Origin of the sequence: Micromonospora sp. DT15, from assembly GCF_049841475.1 — a bacterium.
Lineage (GTDB): Bacteria > Actinomycetota > Actinomycetes > Mycobacteriales > Micromonosporaceae > Micromonospora.
This window is the reverse complement of the sequence record NZ_JBNCKJ010000009.1, coordinates 147,518-163,715: the sequence shown is the minus strand read 5'-3', so window position 1 is coordinate 163,715 and position 16,198 is coordinate 147,518. Positions and strand designations below refer to the sequence as shown.

Genomic DNA, 16,198 nt, shown 5'->3' with positions numbered 1-16,198 from the left:
GACCGGGGCGGGCGCCCGCCCCGGTCGCCACAACTCAGTAGGTGTAGAAGCCCTTGCCGGTCTTGCGGCCCAGGTCACCGGCGGTGACCATCCGCTGGAGCAGCTCCGGCGGAAAGAACTTCTCGTCGGCGGTGTCGGTGTAGATGTTCTTCGAGGCGTGCAGCAGCACGTCCACGCCGGTCAGGTCGGTGGTGGCCAGCGGGCCCATCGCGTGCCCGAAGCCCAGCCGGCAGGCGGTGTCCAGGTCCTCCGCGGACACCACGCCGGACTCGACCAGCTTGACCGCCTCCATCACCAGGGCGGAGATCAGCCGGGTGGTGACGAAGCCGGCGATGTCCCGGTTGACCACGACGACCGTCTTGCCGATCTCCTCGGCGAAGGCCCGCGCGGTGTCCAGCGCGGCGTCGCTGGTCTTGTAACCGCGCACCAGCTCGCAGAGCTGCATCATCGGCACCGGGGAGAAGAAGTGGGTGCCGACCACCGCCTCGGGCCGCTCGGTCACCGCGGCGATCTGGGTGACCGGGATCGCCGAGGTGTTGGTGGCGAGCACCGCGTCCGACTTGCAGATCTTGTCCAGAGCGCGGAACACCTCGTGCTTGATCTCCAACCGCTCGAAGACCGCCTCGACCACGATGTCCGCGTCCGCCGCCGCCTCCAGGTCGGTGGTCGGCGTGATCCGAGCCAGCGTCGCCTCGACCTCGGACGCCTCGATCTTGCCCTTCTCGGCGAACTTCTCCAGAGACTTTCGAATACCGCCCAGACCCCGGGTGGTGGCCGCCTCGTCCAGGTCGCGCAGCGTCACCTGCCAGCCCGCCTGCGCCGCCACCTGGGCGATGCCGGAACCCATCAACCCGGCCCCGACGACCGCGAGTCGACCCGCCATCTGCTTCTCCCTCGCTGCGATTGAGTGCCTGCCTGCACCCTAGTCGGCGAGCCTGAACGATGGCTAAGTGGTGGTCGGGCCGGGTCGTGGGGGCCTCAGATCTCCAGTGACGGTTCCTCCGGGGTGGTGCCCCGCTCGACCGCCACCCCGAGCGCACGCAGGTCGGCCACGAAGTCCGGGTAACCCCGGTCCACGTGGTGCACGTGGGACACCTCGGTGACCCCCTGCGCGCACAGCCCGGCGATGATCAGCCCGGCGCCGGCGCGGATGTCGGTCGCCTGCACCGGTGCGCCGGAGAGCCGGCCCCGTCCACGGACCACCGCGTGGTGCCCATCGGTCTTGATGTCCGCGCCGAGCCGCATCATCTCGTTGGCGAACATGAACCGGCCGTCGAAGATGTTCTCGGTGATCAGGGAGGCGCCGTCGCTGACGGCCGCCAGCCCAATCGCCATCGGCAGCAGGTCGGTGGCGAAACCGGGGTACGGCAGCGTCACCACGTCCACCGCCCGGGGCCGCTCGTCCATCCGTACGCGGAAGCCGTCCCCCCGGGTCTCCACCAGCGCGCCGGCCGCCACCACCTTGTCCAGGGCGACCTCCAGGAAGGCCGGGTCGAGCCCGGTCACCGTAACGTCGCCGCGGGTCATCGCCGCGCCGAACGCCCAGGTGCCAGCGACGATCCGGTCCCCCACCGTGGCGTGGCGCACCGGACGCAGACCGGGCACACCGGTGATGCGCAACGTCGACGTGCCCGCGCCGACGATGCGCGCGCCCATCTGGTTGAGCATCGTGCAGATGTCGACGATCTCCGGCTCCCGGGCCGCGTTGTCGATCATCGTGGTGCCCTGGGCCAGCACCGCTGCCATCACCAGGTTCTCGGTCGCGCCGACGCTGGGAAAATCCAGCACGATGTCCGCGCCGCGCAGCCCGTGCGGGGCGGATGCGATGACGAACCCGTGCTCACCGGAGATCTCCGCGCCCATCCGGGTCAGCCCGGAGATGTGCATGTCCAACCCACGCGACCCGATCGCGTCACCGCCGGGATGGGCCACCCGCACGTACCCCCGGCGGGCCAGCAACGGGCCGAGCACGCAGATCGACGCGCGCAACCGTCGAACCAGGTCGTAGTCGGCCTCCGCGCCCGGCTGCTCGGGTACGTCGATCGTCACCGACCGGGACCGGGCCACACCGCCCCGGGCGACCATCGGGTCGACCGGGTCGTCCGCGTCGAACTGGACGTCGCAGCCCAGCCGACGTAGCACCTCCCCCATGATCGCGATGTCGGTGATCCGGGGGACGTTGGTGATCACACTGCGGCCCGGCGCGAGCAGCGCGGCGGCCATCAGCTTCAACGCCGAGTTCTTGGCACCGACCACATGCACGGTGCCGGACAGTCGGGCGTCACCGCGTACCCGGATGACGTCGACATCGTTGACCGTCGAATCGCCGGCGTCGCCGGGGCCCACCACCACCGGCAAGCCGGCGGTGCTGTCCGGCCGCGCCGGGATCGTCAGGTCGGGAATCCGTAGGCTGTGCGTCATGGCCGTCCACCTCACGCGCATCTACACCAAGGCCGGCGACGCCGGCATGACCAGGCTGAGCAACAACGAGCAGGTGCCGAAGACCGATCCGCGGATCGCCGCGTACGCGGATGTCGACGAGTGCAACGCGGCGATCGGCGTCGCGCTCGCGCTGGGAAACCTCGACGAGGAGCTTCGCGGCGTGCTGGGGTCGGTGCAGAACGACCTGTTCGACGTCGGCGCCGACCTGTCCACCCCGGTCGAGCCGGAGCCGAAGTACCCGCCGCTGCGGGTCACCGAGGAGTACGTCGAGCGCCTGGAGGGCTGGTGCGACGAGTACAACGCACGCCTGAGCAAGCTCGACTCCTTCATCCTCCCCGGCGGCACCGCAGGTGCGGCGCTGCTGCACGTGGCGCGGACCGTCGCCCGGCGTGCCGAACGGGCAGCGTGGGCGCTGGTCAGCCACGATCCGGACCGAACCAGCACGCTCCCGGCAAAGTATCTCAACCGGCTCTCCGATCTGCTCTTTATCCTGTCAAGAACGGCAAATCCGGCAGGAGACGTGCTATGGGTGCCGGGCGGCAAGCGCTGAACGTCGGGCGCTCCGCACCACGTCGAGGTCTGAGTTCCCACTCTGCCCGCCACCACGCGTAGCCAAGGCCGACTCCTCGCGAGCCAGGCCGACCAGTACCCGGGCCCCTCGGCGAGTCCGGCTGGCCGGCGCCTTGATCAACTCGGGTTTCTTGATGTCGGGGCATCCCAACCACCAGAACACCCCGACATCAAGAAAGCCGAGTCGATCAACCAGCCCGACGCGCAGCGCGCGCCGAGGAGGCTGGACTCAACGGCATCGGTAACGGCAGGTGAGAGAACCGCGCCAGAACGGCGGACAGTGCCAACGAAGGGTTTCCGGGGCAGCCCGCCCGGCTCCGGGCGGTCAGGCTTGATCCCTGCGCCGGGCGGGCTGCCCCGGAAACCACCAGCGCAACCAAAGGCGAGCCTCAGGCAGCCGGCCAGTCCTGGGAGGCCATACGCGGCGAGACCGCCCCCGGAGGGGCGGCCTCGAGCCAGGAAAGAAAACCGGTCACTGTCGATCGCGCCATGGCGATCTCCACCGGTGCGTGGTGACTGGTACAGCGCAGGATCACCCAGTCGGCCGGCATGGAGAACCGTTCCTGACCTTCGGGCAACCGGCGGCGCTCCACGGCCAGCCCCTTGCGGGAGAGGACCCGCTTGGGCCGGATCGCGAAGCTGAACATCCGGTACCAGCGGAGCTCGTCACCGGCGAACCGGCCGAAGCCAGGCGACCAGCCGCGGCCGTCGAGCATGGTGGAGACCCGGACGCTGAGCCGGATGATGCCGCCGCTGCGGGTGACCAGAGCTCGCCGGACGAAGAGGGTCAGAAGCGCGCCGAGGATGACGACAACGCCGATTCCGAATCCTTCGACGATCTCCATCCCCGGTGTGGCTCAGCGGCTCTGCGCGGAGACCGGGGTTGCGCTCTCGGCCAGCACTGTGACACCTTCGGCGCTCACCGAGAGGAAGCCGCCGGCCACCTCGTAGGCGACCTGCTCGCCGCCGGCGAGCTTGATGCGCACCTGACCGGGCTCGGCGAGTTGGCCGAGCAGCGGCGCGTGCCCCGGCAGGACACCGAGCTCGCCTTCGGTCGTCCGGGCGACGACCATCTCGGCGTCACCGGACCAGACCTTCTCCTCGACGGCGACGAGCTCGACGTGAAGCTGCTGTGCCACGCTGTCTCCTTGCTGCGGCTACGGATTGCCGAAAGTCTAGCCTGACGATGCGGCGCGCCCAACGCGGGTGGGACAACGCCGACCTGACTACTTGGCCTTGTTCACGAATTCCGGGTGCTCCAGCAGGAACGGGTCGAGTTGCTCGTTGTGCAGGGCGGTGAAGAAGTCCGGCACACCTTCCTGGAACTGCTCGCCCAGGTACTTCTGCCCCTCGAAGACTCCACCACCGGGCAGCTTGATCATCTCAATGGTGTTCGGGCGGATGTCCTTCAGGGCGAGCCCGAAGTCGACGACGCTGTTGCCTCGACCGTTGAAGATCAACGACTGGCCGGCGGCGCGGAGCACCTTGTCCAGCTTGATCGGGTTGGACACCACGTCGGCGCTGAACGCCTGGCCGACCATCGCCTTGACGAACTGCTGCTGGTGGCGCTGACGACCGTAGTCGGAATCCGGAACGCCGTTCTTCGGGTAGCGCTGCCGGACGTAGTCCAGCGCCTGCCACCCACTCAGGTGCCGGTTGCCCTTCTTGTAGATTGCCTGCGGGCCGACGTAGCCCTCACCACGGGTGTTGCCCGGCCGCGGCTTGCCGTCCGGCTGCTTGTGCTCGGACTTCACATCGCGCTCGATGTACATGTCGACACCGCCCATGGCGTCGACGATCTTCTGGAAACCGGTGAAGTTGATGATCGCGCCGGCGTCGAAGCGCTTGATGCCGGTGACGTTCTGCACGGTGGTGGCCAGCAACTCGAAGCCCCGTGCCGCGTCGGGGTTGGCCCCCGGCACCCTGCTGCCGAACGACATCGCCGCGTTGATCTTCGTGGTCTCGCCCGGGAACTCGGCCTTCTTGAACGCCGGGATCCGCACGTAGAGGTCACGAGGCAGCGAGAACAGGTAGGCCCGGTCCATCGAGGCCGGCACGTGCAGCACCATGATCGAGTCGGCCAGCGGCGCGGCCGTCGGCGTACGCGGGTCGATGCCGACGAGCAGGATGTTGAGCGGTCCCTTGATGTCACTCTTCTTCGCCTGGGCGCCCGCCGCCTGGTCGCCGAAGAGATCGGCCTTGCCGACGGACCCCTCGTAGCGGGCCATCAGCACCTCGGTGCCGACCAGCACGGCGCCGCAGAGCACTGTCAGCACGGTGCCGAACACCGTGCAGAGCCTGGCCCAGCGCGGCACACCTCGCCAGAGGGACGCCTTGCGGCCACTCTTGCCGGCCTTACCCACGAGCAGCTCCGTTCGTTACGCCCACGACGAGGAAGACGGGCGCACGTCGTCGAAAGGTTGCAAAGATCAACGCTCGTTCAGGTGAGCGCGGAACGAACCGTAGCTCGGGAGCCGCGGAAGTGACGACCACGAGTAACGGACCGCGACGATGCTAAGACGCGAAGATGAACAAAAGACTGCCCCGGCATTGCCGGGGCAGTCTTTTTGCTACGGGTATCGACGAGGGCTGGTCAGGCCTTCATCAGCTCCTCAGCCTTGCGCTCCAGGTCCTCGAGGCCGCCGCACATGAAGAACGCCTGCTCGGGGAAGTGATCGTACTCACCCTCGCTGATCTTGCGGAACGCCTCGATGGTCTCCTTGATCGGGACCGTCGAGCCCGGCACGCCGGTGAACTGCTCCGCCGCGTAGGTGTTCTGCGACAGGAAGCGCTCGATCCGCCGGGCCCGGGCCACGGTGATCTTGTCTTCCTCGGAGAGCTCCTCGATGCCGAGGATGGCGATGATGTCCTGCAGGTCCTTGTAGCGCTGCAGGATCCGCTTCACCTCGGTGGCGACCTGGAAGTGCTCGGGGCCGACGAACTCCGGGGCGAGGATCCGGGACGAGGACGCCAGCGGGTCCACGGCCGGGTAGATGCCCTTGTCGGAGATCGACCGCTCCAGGTTGGTGGTCGCGTCCAGGTGGGCGAACGTGGTGGCCGGAGCGGGGTCGGTGTAGTCGTCCGCCGGCACGTAGATCGCCTGCATGGAGGTGATGGCCTGGCCCCGGACGGAGGTGATCCGCTCCTGGAGCTCGCCCATCTCGTCCGCCAGGGTCGGCTGGTAACCCACGGCGCTCGGCATACGCCCGAGCAGGGTGGAGACCTCGGAGCCGGCCTGGGTGAAGCGGAAGATGTTGTCGATGAAGAGCAGCACCTCCTGCTTCTTCACGTCGCGGAAGTACTCCGCCATGGTCAGCGCGGAGAGCGCCACCCGCAGCCGGGTGCCCGGCGGCTCGTCCATCTGGCCGTAGACCAGCGCGGTCTTGTCGATGACGCCGGACTCGGTCATCTCGGCGATGAGGTCGTTGCCCTCACGGGTGCGCTCACCCACGCCGGCAAAGACCGAGGTACCACCGAAGTTACGGGCAACACGGGTGATCATCTCCTGGATGAGCACCGTCTTGCCCACGCCCGCGCCGCCGAACAGACCGATCTTGCCGCCCTTGACGTACGGGGCGAGCAGGTCGATCACCTTGATGCCGGTCTCCAGCATCTCGGTCTTCGGCTCCAGGTCCGCGAAGGCCGGGGCCTTGCGGTGGATACCCCACCGGTCGTCGGCCTCGAACGTCTCGCCCTCTTTGAGGTTGAGCACCTCGCCGATCGCGTTGAACACGTGGCCCTTGACCGCGTCGCCCACCGGCACGCTGATCGGCTCGCCGAGGTCACGCACCTCCGCGCCGCGAACCAGACCGTCGGTCGGCTGCATCGAGATGGCGCGGACCAGGTTGTCACCCAGGTGCTGGGCGACCTCCAGGGTCAGCGTCTTCTCACCGCCGGACAGGCTCACGGTGACGTTCAGGGCGTTGAACAGGGCCGGCATGCCGTCGCGCGGGAACTCGGCGTCGACGACCGGGCCGATGACCCGGACCACGCGACCCGTGGCCGTCTTGGTCTCTACTGGTGCAGTCATCACACTTCACTTCCCGACGCGGCAAGCGCGTTGGCGCCGCCGACGATCTCGCTGATCTCCTGGGTGATCCCGGCCTGACGGGCCGAGTTCATCTCACGCGTGTACTTCTCGATCATCTCTTCGGCGTTGTCGGTGGCGCTCTTCATCGCCCGCCGCCGTGCCGCCGACTCACTCGCCGCCGACTCGAGCAACGCCGCGTAGATCCGCGTGTTGATGTACCTCGGCAGGAGCGCGTCGAGCAGCGCCTCCGCCTCGGGCTCGAACTCGTACGCCGGCAGCAGTCCTTCGGAGCGCGGCCGGTCCTCGACCTGCATCGGGCCGATGATCTTCGTGACCGGGTTCTGCGTCATCAGCGAGTGGAACTCGGTGTAGACGATGTGCAACTCGTCGACGCCGAGCACCCCGTCCGCGCCAGCGCCACCGTCGACGTCGTCCGCACCGGCGGTGAACGCCTTGATCAGCGTCTCACCCACCGTACGGGCGTCCTCGAACGACGGCTGCTCGCTGAACCCGGTCCAGTTCGCCTCGATCGGCCGGTCGCGGAACCGGTAGAACCCGACGCCCTTACGCCCGATGACGTAGAGCACCGGCTCCTTGCCGTCCGCCTTGAGCCGCGCGATCAGCGACTCGGCCATCCTGATCGCGTTGGAGCTGTAACCGCCGGCCAGGCCACGGTCGCTGGTGACCAACAGGACGCCCGCCCGCCGCACCCGCTCGCGCGGGGTGAGCAGCGGGTGGTCGATCCGCGCGTTGGACGCCAGCGCCGTGAGCACACCGGTGATGGCCTGGGCGTACGGCAGGGACGCCTGCACCCGGGCCTGGGCCTTGGCGATCCGGCTCGTCGCCACGAGCTCCATCGCCTTGGTGATCTTCTTCATCGACTTCGCCGAGCGGATTCGTTGACGAAGAACGCGAACCTGGGCCGCCATGGGATCAGCTCTCGGCCGGGCGGTCGGTCGCGCTGTCGCGGAAGCGGGTCACCGTCTCGCGGTTCTCGTCGCCCTCAAGCGGAGCGGCCGGCGCGTCGTTGACCTTGCGCTCGTCCTCCTTGTTGAGGAAGACCTGCTTGAACTCCGCGATCGCGGTGTCCAGGGAGCCGGTGATGTCGTCGTTCCACTGGTTGTCGGCGATCGACGCGAGGACACCCTCGTGCTTGTGCCGCAGGTACTGGAGGAACTCCGACTCGAAGCGCCGCACCTCGCCGACCGGGATGTCGTCGAGCTTGCCCTCGACGCCGGACCAGACCGAGACGACCTCTTCCTGCACCGGGAACGGCGAGTAGTTCGACTGCTTGAGCAGCTCCACCAGACGCGAACCACGGTTCAGCTGGTTCTGCGAGGCCTTGTCCAGGTCCGAAGCGAAGGCGGCGAACGCCTCCAGCTCGCGGTACTGGGCCAGGTTGAGCCGCAGCGAACCAGAGACCTTCTTCATCGGCTTCACCTGCGCGGCGCCACCGACCCGGGAGACCGAGGTGCCGACGTTGATCGCCGGACGAACGCCCTGGTTGAACAGGTCGGTCTCCAGGAAGATCTGGCCGTCGGTGATCGAGATGACGTTGGTCGGGATGAAGGCCGAGATGTCGTTGGCCTTCGTCTCGATGATCGGCAGACCGGTCATCGAGCCGCCACCCAGCTCGTCGGAGAGCTTCGCGCAGCGCTCCAGCAGACGGGAGTGCAGGTAGAAGACGTCACCCGGGTACGCCTCACGGCCCGGCGGGCGACGCAGCAGCAGCGACACGGCCCGGTACGCCTCGGCCTGCTTGCTCAGGTCGTCGAAGACGATCAGGACGTGCTTGCCGCCGTACATCCAGTGCTGCCCGATGGACGAGCCGGTGTACGGGGCGAGGTACTTGAAGCCGGCCGGGTCGGAGGCCGGCGAGGCGACGATGGTGGTGTATTCCAGCGCGCCCGCCTCCTCCAGCTGCCCCTTGATCGAGGCGATGGTGGAGGCCTTCTGGCCGATGGCGACGTAGATGCAGCGGACCTGCTTCTTCGGGTCGCCGGTGCGCCAGTTGTCCCGCTGGTTGAGGATGGCGTCCAGCGCGACAGTGGTCTTGCCGGTCTTCCGGTCACCGATGATCAGCTGCCGCTGGCCCCGGCCGATCGGCGTCATCGCGTCGATGGCCTTGATGCCGGTCTGCAGCGGCTCGAACACCGACTGCCGGGCCATCACGTTCGGAGCCTGCAGCTCCAGCTCGCGGTAGCCCTCCTCGGCGATGTCGCCGAGGCCGTCGATCGGCTGGCCGAGGGCGTTGACCACGCGGCCGAGGAAGGCGTCGCCGACCGGGACCGAGAGGACCCGGTCGGTGCGCTTGACCCGCTGGCCCTCCTCGAGCTTGGCGGAGTCACCGAGGACGACGACGCCGATCTCCCGCACGTCGAGGTTCAACGCCACGCCGAGCGTGCCGTCCTCGAACTCCAGGAGCTCGTTGGTCTTGGTCGAGGGCAGGCCCTCGACGTGGGCGATGCCGTCGCCGGTGTCGGCGACGGTGCCGACCTCCTCGCGGGAGACGTCGGACGAGTAAGAGGAGACGTAGCGCTCCAGGGCGCCGCGGATCTCCTCCGTCGAGATGGTCAGCTCGGCCATCCTCTGCTTCCTTAAAATTCAGGGGCCCGGGATACCTAGTACCAACCGGTCCGAATGGCGTCTGTCAATCCGGGCGCTGCGGCGGCGGAGCCGCCCCAACGGTGAGGCGGCGGAACCACCGCATTGCGGGCGGCGAAGCCGTTCAGCGCTTCGCGAGCGCGTTGCGGGTCTCGTTGAGGCGGCGCAGGATGGTGCCGTCGTACAGGTCGGAACCGACCCGGACGCTCACGCCACCGAGAACGGCGGGGTCGACCGTCTGCTTGACGGAGACCTCTCGACCGTATATCGCGGTGAGGCTCGCACCCAGCCGACGCTCGTCCTCGTCACTCAACGGGGCCGCGACCGTCACGTACGCCACCTGCCGGTCACGCCGGTCGGCGGCCAGCTCGACCAGCCGGGTGAGCGCCCCGCTGAAGGAGCGTCCCCCGAACCCGCCGAGCGCCGCCTCGACGAGGCGGACGGTGACCGGGCGGGCCTTGTCGGCGAGCAGCTCGCGGGCCAGGGTGGCCCGCTGCTCGACCGGGGCGACCGGGTCGGCGAGCGCATTGCTCAGCGCCGGCTGCCCGGAGACGACCTGGCCGAAGCGGAACAGCTCGTCCTCGACCTCGCCAAGCTCACCGGCCTTGTCGGCGCTGGCCAGCAGCGCCTCCACGCCCAGCCGCTCGGTGCCGTCGAGCAGCTCCGACGGTGCCGACCACCGGCCGGCGACCAGCGACACGAGTAGGTCGAGCGCGTCCGCGCCGATCCGCCCGCCCAGCATGTCGCCGAGCAGCGCCCCGCGATCCTCGCCGGAGCGGGCCGGCTCGGAGAGCGCCCGGCGCAGCCGCGGCTCACGCCGCAGCAGGGTCGCCACGGAGAGGATGGCGTCAGCGGTGGAGGCCACCGCCGACGGCTCCGCGCCGCGGACGTACGCGTCGAGGCGCTCGGCCGCGACCTTGTACGACTCCCGGCTGGCGGCCTGCATCAGCGGGCCCCCGTGCTCTCGAGACCGCTCAGGAACCGGTCGACGGTGCCCTTACGCCGCGCCTCGTCGGCCAGCGACTCGCCAACGATCTTGCTGGCCAGGTCCACCGCGATGGTGCCGACCTCCGCGCGCAGCTCGCGCACGATGGTGGCCCGCTCGGCGGCGAGCGCGTCCTTGCCCGCCTGGATGACCCGGTCGGACTCTTCCCGCGCCTTGGCGAGGATGTCCTGACGGATGCCCTCGGCGTCGGCCCGCGCGTCGTCACGGATCTTGGCGGCGTCGGTCCGAGCCTCAGCGAGCTGGGCACGGTACTGCTCGAGCAGCTGGTTCGCCTCGGCCTGGGCGGCCTCGGCGCGCTTGATGCCGCCCTCGATCGCGTCGACCCGAGCCTGGAACGTCTGCTCCATGCGCGGGAAGACGAACTTCATCAGCACGAAGCAGAGCACGGCGAAGGCGACCGTGCCGACCACGATCTCCTGCCAGATCGGAATGATCGGGTTGTGGTCTGACTCACCACCCTCGGCGGCGAGGAGGAACAACATGGGTGACCTCCCGGTCGGAAGGGGCGGAATCAGCCGGCCCAGATGAAGCCGAAGGCGATGCCGAACAGCGCGAGCGCCTCGATGACGGCGAAGCCGATCCAGACGTACGGCAGGGTCATGCGCGACGACTCGGGCTGCCGGGCGGTCGACTGGATGTAGGCGGCGAAGACCAGGCCAACGCCGATGCCCGGGCCGATGGCGGCGAGACCGTAGCCGATGGCAGCGGTGCTACCGGTGACCTCGGCGAGAACGCTAGCGTCCATTGGTGTGGTTCCTCCTGGTTATCACGCGTGACTCTCACGCGGGACGACAACGGTTGGTGCGTGGATCAGTGCTCTTCGGCGAGCGCGCCCTGGATGTAGCTCGCGCTCAGCACGGTGAAGACGTATGCCTGCAGGACGATGACCAGCGCCTCGAGGAGGGTCAGCGCCACTGTCATCACCCAGGAGACCACCGAGATCGGCGCCAGCCAGGCGTTGGCGTTGAGCATCGCGAAGCCGCCGAGCGTGAAGACCAGCAGGAGCATGTGGCCGGCGAACATGTTCGCGAAGAGACGGACGGCCAGCGAGAACGGCCGGATGATGAAAGTCGAGAACGCCTCGATCGGGATCAGCAGCGGCAGGATGTACCACGGTGCCGGCGGGATCAGGGCGTGCTTGAAGTATTTGCCGAAGCCGTGGTGCCGGATGCCGATGTAGTTGAACAGCACGTAGCTGATCACCGCGAGGATCGCCGGGAAGGCGATGTGCGAGTTCGGCGAGATCTGGAAGAACGGAATGATCGCGAACGAGTTCGTCAACAGCACGAAGCAGAACAGCGTCGTGAAGTACGGAGCGAACCGCACGCCCTGGTGACCGATCATGTCGACCGAGATGTTGTTGCGCACGAAGCCGTAGATCGACTCGGCGAACCACTGCTTCTTGGTCGGCACCAACTGCGGGTTCCGATAGGTCGCCAGGAAGAAGATGATCAGAACGCCGACCGCGATCCAGATCATCAGCGTGAACTTGGTGAACCACGGGGCGTTCTCCGCGCCCCAGGGCACGATCGCGGGCAGGTAGAAGTCGTCCACACTGGGTGGGAATGCCGCCTGGCCCGCTGCCAGAACGTTCGCCTCTCCGAACACCGTGTCCCTTCCTAAGTAGGCGTGCCGAGCCGACGGACGACGAGGATGATCCCCCCGGTCACGCCGAGCACGACGCCGATCCCGGTGGCGACGCCACCTGTATCGAGCCACTGGTCGACCAGCCAGCCGATGAAACCCCACACGAGCATTCCTCCGATGAGGTAGCTGAGCGCGGTCCAACCCTGACCGGCGCCGGACGGATAATCGTCCGAATCACCGGCGGGACGGGGGGTTTGGTCACCAGCCATGACGGGGCGAACGATATCAGCCGGGAAGACGAGGCTGTGCCTCACCCCCCGCACAACCGTCGTTGTGTGGGCTTCTCGTGGGCGCCGTCGTCTGTGGGCACGCTACTCCCCTTCCGCCCGTCGGAAAATGACCGGAGGCCGACACATTGCGGCGCGTCCGCTGGTTGGGACGACCGCCAGGTCAGCCGTGCGGCCGGCGAGCGTGCACCGTGGTCAGCCACCAGAGGTGCACCGCTGTCCACACTGCCACCCCGGCGACGATGCCAAGGCAAAGAGGGATCAAACCGGGCCAACCAGTCGACGCCACCGCCACCAGCACCGCACCCAACAGGCTGAACTTCAGCACGTACAGGCCCACACCGAGCGGCAGCAGCAACTGCGGGTTGACCTGGTCGGCCCGCGCCAGCACCACCGTGGTGAGGGTGTAGCTGAGCACCGTGACGCCCACGCCGGCCGCCGCGCCGACCGCTGCAGTCACACCGCCGGTCACCCCGCCCACCACAGCGGCGACCACGGCGAGCGCCGCCGACGCGGCCAGCAACACCGGCAGGTGCCGCAGCCGCCACCGCCGGTCGGTGCCCGGCTCGACCACCCCGGGCTCAGCCACGGGGGTACGCCGGGAACGCCGCGACCAGCTCGGCCACCTCGGCACCGAGCCGGGTCAACTCGTCGACCCCGCCCGCGGCACCGGGATCGGTGCGCACCGCACGGGCGATCAGGGTCGCCACCTGACGCAGCTCCCCCTCGCGCATCCCCTGCGTGGTGACGCTCGGTGTGCCCACCCGGATGCCGGAGGCCACCATCGGCGGCTGCGGGTCGTACGGGATGGCGTTCTTGTTCAGGGTGATCGACGCGGCGTCGCAGCGGCGCTCGGCCTCGGTGCCGGTCACCCCCAGCTCCCGCAGGTCGATCAGGGCGAGGTGGGTGTCGGTGCCACCGGACACCGGGCGCATCCCCTCGTCGGCCAGCCCGGCGGCGAGCGCCTGGGCGTTGCTGACCACCTGCCGGGCGTACGTCTGGAACTCCGGCTGGGCGGCCTCGCGCAACGCGACCGCCTTGGCCGCGACCGCGTGCATCAGCGGGCCGCCCTGGGTGAACGGGAAGACCGCCTTGTCGATCCGCTGGGCCAGCGACTCGCGGCACAGGATCATGCCGCCGCGCGGCCCGCGCAGGACCTTGTGGGTGGTGGCGCAGACGACATCGGCGTACGGCACCGGGGACGGGATCGCCCGACCGGCGACCAGGCCGATGAAGTGCGCAGCGTCCACCATCAGGTACGCGCCGACCTCGTCGGCGATCTCCCGGAACCGCGCGAAGTCGATCAGGCGCGGGTACGCGGTGGCCCCACAGATGATCAGCTTGGGTCGGTGCGCCCGCGCCAGGTCCCGTACCTCGTCGTAGTCGATCTGCTCGGTGTCCGGCCGGACCGGGTAGCCGACCGGGTGGAACCACTTGCCGGAGAAGTTCACGCGGCTGCCGTGGGTGAGGTGCCCGCCGTGCGGCAGGTCCATCGCCAGCACCGTGTCCCCCGGCTGCACCAACGCGGCGTACGCGGCCAGGTTGGCGCTCGCCCCGGAGTGCGGCTGGAGGTTCGCGTGCTCGGCCCCGAAGAGTTCCTTGGCCCGGGCGATGCCGATCTCCTCGGCCCGGTCCACCTCGGCACAACCGCCGTAGTAGCGCCGGCCCGGGTAACCCTCGGCGTACTTGTTCGTCAGCGTCGAACCGAGCGCGGCCAGCACCGCCGGCGAGGTCAGGTTCTCGCTGGCGATGAGCTGTAGGCCGCCGCGCAACCGGTCCAACTCGCCGAGGACCACCCCGGCGATCTCCGGGTCGGTGGCCCTGAGCTGCGCGAAATCCGGCCCCCAGAAGGTGCTCGTCTCGGTCTCCACAGCGAACGAGTCTAGGGGGCCGCACACTGGAACCCGTGAGATGCCTCGTCACCGGCGCTACCGGCTACATCGGCGGGCGGCTGACGCCGCTGCTGCTCGCCGACGGGCACACAGTGCGCTGCCTCGCCCGCAAGGCGGTACGGCTGCGCGACGTGCCCTGGGCCTCGGCGGCCGAGATCGTCGAAGGAGACCTGAGTCGGCCGGAGACGCTGCCCGCCGCGTTCGCCGACGTGGACGTCGCGTACTTCCTGGTGCACTCGCTGGGCCGGTCCGACTTCGAGGCGGCCGACCGGGCGGCGGCGACCAACTTCGCGGCAGCGGCGCGCGCCGCCGGCGTACGGCGGATCGTCTACCTGGGCGGCCCCGAGCCGGCGTCCGACGCGGAGGTCCCGTCCCCGCACCTGCGGTCCCGTGCCGAGGTCGGCCGGATCCTGCTGGGCAGCGGGGTGCCCACGGCGGTGCTCCGCGCCGCGGTGATCATCGGGTCCGGCTCGGCGTCGTTCGAGATGCTGCGTTACCTGACCGAGCGGCTGCCCGCCATGATCACCCCACGTTGGGTCCGCAACCGGATCCAACCGATCGCGGTCCGCGACGTGCTGCACTACCTGGCCGGCTGCGCCGAACTGCCGGCCGAGGTCAACCGGGGCTTCGACGTCGGCGGTCCGGACGTGCTGACCTTCCGCGAGATGATGCAGCGTTACGCCCGGGTGGCCGGGCTGCGCCGGCGGATCATCGTGCCGGTCCGCCCGCTCACCCCGTCCCTCTCCTCGCACTGGGTCGGGCTGATCACCCCGGTGCCGAACAAGATTGCCCGGCCCCTGGTGGAGAGCCTGATCCACGAAGCGGTCGCCCACGAACACGACATCGCCCGCTACATCCCCGACCCGCCCGGCGGGCTGACCGGCTTCGACGAGGCGGTGGCGCTGGCGCTGGCCAAGGTGCGCGACGCCCAGGTGGAGACCCGCTGGTCCACAGCGAGCGGCCCGGACGCGCCCGCCGAGCCACTGCCCACCGACCCGGTGTGGTCCGGTGGCACCGCCTACACCGACGTCCGGGAGCGGACGGTTGACGCACCACCCACCGCGCTCTGGCGGGTCGTCGAGGGCGTCGGTGGCGAACACGGCTGGTACTCGTTCCCCCTCGCCTGGTCGATCCGCGGCTGGCTGGACCGGCTGGTCGGCGGGGTCGGGCTGCGGCGAGGTCGACGCGACCCGCACCGCCTCCAGGTCGGCGAGGCGCTGGACTTCTGGCGAGTCGAGGAGATCATCCCGGGCGAGCTGCTGCGCCTACGCGCCGAAATGCGCCTACCCGGCCGGGCCTGGCTGGAGATGCGGGTCCTTCCGGCCGACGACGGCCGCAGCCGCTACCAGCAACGCGCCGTCTTCCTGCCGCGCGGCCTTCCGGGGCACGCCTACTGGAAGTCGGTGGCCCCGTTCCACGCGGTGGTCTTCGGCGGAATGGCCCGCAACATAGCCCGCAACGCCGAACAGCCCCGCTAACCACCCCGCGCCTCCCGCGCCTCCCCTGTCTCCCTTGCCTCCCCGCGCGGCGGCATCGCTCACGTCGCCCGCGCCGCCGCACCCCGCCCCGCCCCACTCCCGCCAGCCCCACTCCGCGATCTTGCACTTTGTGTTGTCGATTCGAGAGCTAATGCGCCCTTTGTCGCGACAGAAACTGCAAGATCGCGGGAGTGAGGCGGGGTGCGTCTCGCGCTACCCCGCGTCGCGCGTCACCCGCGTCGATCATGGAGTTGTGGTGCCCCACAAAAAGGGCGCTTGTGGATTCAATGCCCACCACAAGT

The 16,198-nt window shown here is 69.2% G+C and carries 17 protein-coding genes; 2 read left to right on the top strand and 15 right to left on the bottom strand.

Going from position 1 to position 16,198, the window contains the following annotated elements:
- Positions 1-34 precede the first annotated feature (34 nt).
- Positions 35-883, bottom strand: a complete 849-nt coding sequence (locus ACLQ3F_RS20890) for a 3-hydroxyacyl-CoA dehydrogenase family protein (RefSeq protein ID WP_355008054.1) — start codon at positions 881-883, stop codon at positions 35-37.
- Between the two features lie 95 nt (positions 884-978).
- Complete coding sequence (murA, locus tag ACLQ3F_RS20885; RefSeq protein WP_425850908.1) at positions 979-2,421, bottom strand: UDP-N-acetylglucosamine 1-carboxyvinyltransferase; 1,443 nt, start codon at positions 2,419-2,421, stop codon at positions 979-981.
- Between murA and ACLQ3F_RS20880 the strand changes: the two genes are divergently transcribed.
- Positions 2,420-2,992 (top strand): cob(I)yrinic acid a,c-diamide adenosyltransferase, encoded by a 573-nt coding sequence (locus tag ACLQ3F_RS20880; RefSeq protein WP_355008056.1) that lies wholly within the window; start codon positions 2,420-2,422, stop codon positions 2,990-2,992. The two genes, murA and ACLQ3F_RS20880, sit on opposite strands and share 2 nt — an antisense overlap.
- Positions 2,993-3,401: 409 nt before the next feature.
- On the opposite strand, the gene ACLQ3F_RS20875 is transcribed toward ACLQ3F_RS20880, so the two are convergent.
- The 13 genes from ACLQ3F_RS20875 to glyA form a co-directional block, all read right to left on the bottom strand.
- Positions 3,402-3,857, bottom strand: coding sequence for a DUF2550 domain-containing protein (locus tag ACLQ3F_RS20875; protein ID WP_355008057.1), 456 nt, complete (start codon positions 3,855-3,857; stop codon positions 3,402-3,404).
- A 12-nt stretch (positions 3,858-3,869) separates the two neighbouring features.
- Positions 3,870-4,151, bottom strand: coding sequence for a F0F1 ATP synthase subunit epsilon (locus ACLQ3F_RS20870; RefSeq protein ID WP_355008058.1), 282 nt, complete (start codon positions 4,149-4,151; stop codon positions 3,870-3,872).
- Between the two features lie 87 nt (positions 4,152-4,238).
- Positions 4,239-5,381, bottom strand: a complete 1,143-nt coding sequence (locus ACLQ3F_RS20865) for an LCP family protein (protein ID WP_357204073.1) — start codon at positions 5,379-5,381, stop codon at positions 4,239-4,241.
- A gap of 224 nt (positions 5,382-5,605) precedes the next feature.
- On the bottom strand, positions 5,606-7,042 hold the full coding sequence (atpD, locus tag ACLQ3F_RS20860; protein ID WP_357222280.1) for a F0F1 ATP synthase subunit beta: 1,437 nt from the start codon (positions 7,040-7,042) through the stop codon (positions 5,606-5,608).
- Positions 7,042-7,971 (bottom strand): F0F1 ATP synthase subunit gamma, encoded by a 930-nt coding sequence (locus ACLQ3F_RS20855; protein ID WP_334501836.1) that lies wholly within the window; start codon positions 7,969-7,971, stop codon positions 7,042-7,044. The genes atpD and ACLQ3F_RS20855 overlap by 1 nt, the downstream gene beginning before the upstream one ends.
- Before the next feature lie 4 nt (positions 7,972-7,975).
- Positions 7,976-9,628 carry a F0F1 ATP synthase subunit alpha gene (gene atpA / locus ACLQ3F_RS20850; RefSeq protein ID WP_366608051.1) on the bottom strand — a complete coding sequence of 551 codons (1,653 nt, stop codon included), beginning with the start codon at positions 9,626-9,628 and terminating at the stop codon, positions 7,976-7,978.
- Positions 9,629-9,770: 142 nt separating this feature from the next.
- Positions 9,771-10,592 carry a F0F1 ATP synthase subunit delta gene (locus ACLQ3F_RS20845; RefSeq protein WP_357204062.1) on the bottom strand — a complete coding sequence of 274 codons (822 nt, stop codon included), beginning with the start codon at positions 10,590-10,592 and terminating at the stop codon, positions 9,771-9,773.
- The gene (locus ACLQ3F_RS20840; protein ID WP_112584053.1) at positions 10,592-11,131 is read right to left on the bottom strand and encodes a F0F1 ATP synthase subunit B; all 540 of its coding nucleotides are present in this window, start codon (positions 11,129-11,131) and stop codon (positions 10,592-10,594) included. The genes ACLQ3F_RS20845 and ACLQ3F_RS20840 overlap by 1 nt, the downstream gene beginning before the upstream one ends.
- 32 nt (positions 11,132-11,163) lie before the next feature.
- Complete coding sequence (locus tag ACLQ3F_RS20835; protein ID WP_091405890.1) at positions 11,164-11,397, bottom strand: ATP synthase F0 subunit C; 234 nt, start codon at positions 11,395-11,397, stop codon at positions 11,164-11,166.
- Positions 11,398-11,462: 65 nt separating this feature from the next.
- On the bottom strand, positions 11,463-12,260 hold the full coding sequence (atpB, locus tag ACLQ3F_RS20830; RefSeq protein WP_425850904.1) for a F0F1 ATP synthase subunit A: 798 nt from the start codon (positions 12,258-12,260) through the stop codon (positions 11,463-11,465).
- Between the two features lie 11 nt (positions 12,261-12,271).
- Positions 12,272-12,508 carry an AtpZ/AtpI family protein gene (locus tag ACLQ3F_RS20825; RefSeq protein ID WP_355008064.1) on the bottom strand — a complete coding sequence of 79 codons (237 nt, stop codon included), beginning with the start codon at positions 12,506-12,508 and terminating at the stop codon, positions 12,272-12,274.
- Positions 12,509-12,689: 181 nt separating this feature from the next.
- A complete protein-coding gene (locus tag ACLQ3F_RS20820) occupies positions 12,690-13,115 on the bottom strand; it encodes a hypothetical protein (protein ID WP_425850902.1) in 426 nt (141 codons plus the stop codon).
- Complete coding sequence (glyA, locus tag ACLQ3F_RS20815) at positions 13,108-14,397, bottom strand: serine hydroxymethyltransferase (RefSeq protein WP_355008066.1); 1,290 nt, start codon at positions 14,395-14,397, stop codon at positions 13,108-13,110. Before glyA ends, ACLQ3F_RS20820 begins: the two co-directional genes overlap by 8 nt.
- A gap of 35 nt (positions 14,398-14,432) precedes the next feature.
- Between glyA and ACLQ3F_RS20810 the strand changes: the two genes are divergently transcribed.
- Positions 14,433-15,896 (top strand): SDR family oxidoreductase, encoded by a 1,464-nt coding sequence (locus tag ACLQ3F_RS20810; RefSeq protein ID WP_425850901.1) that lies wholly within the window; start codon positions 14,433-14,435, stop codon positions 15,894-15,896.
- Positions 15,897-16,198: the final 302 nt, after the last annotated feature.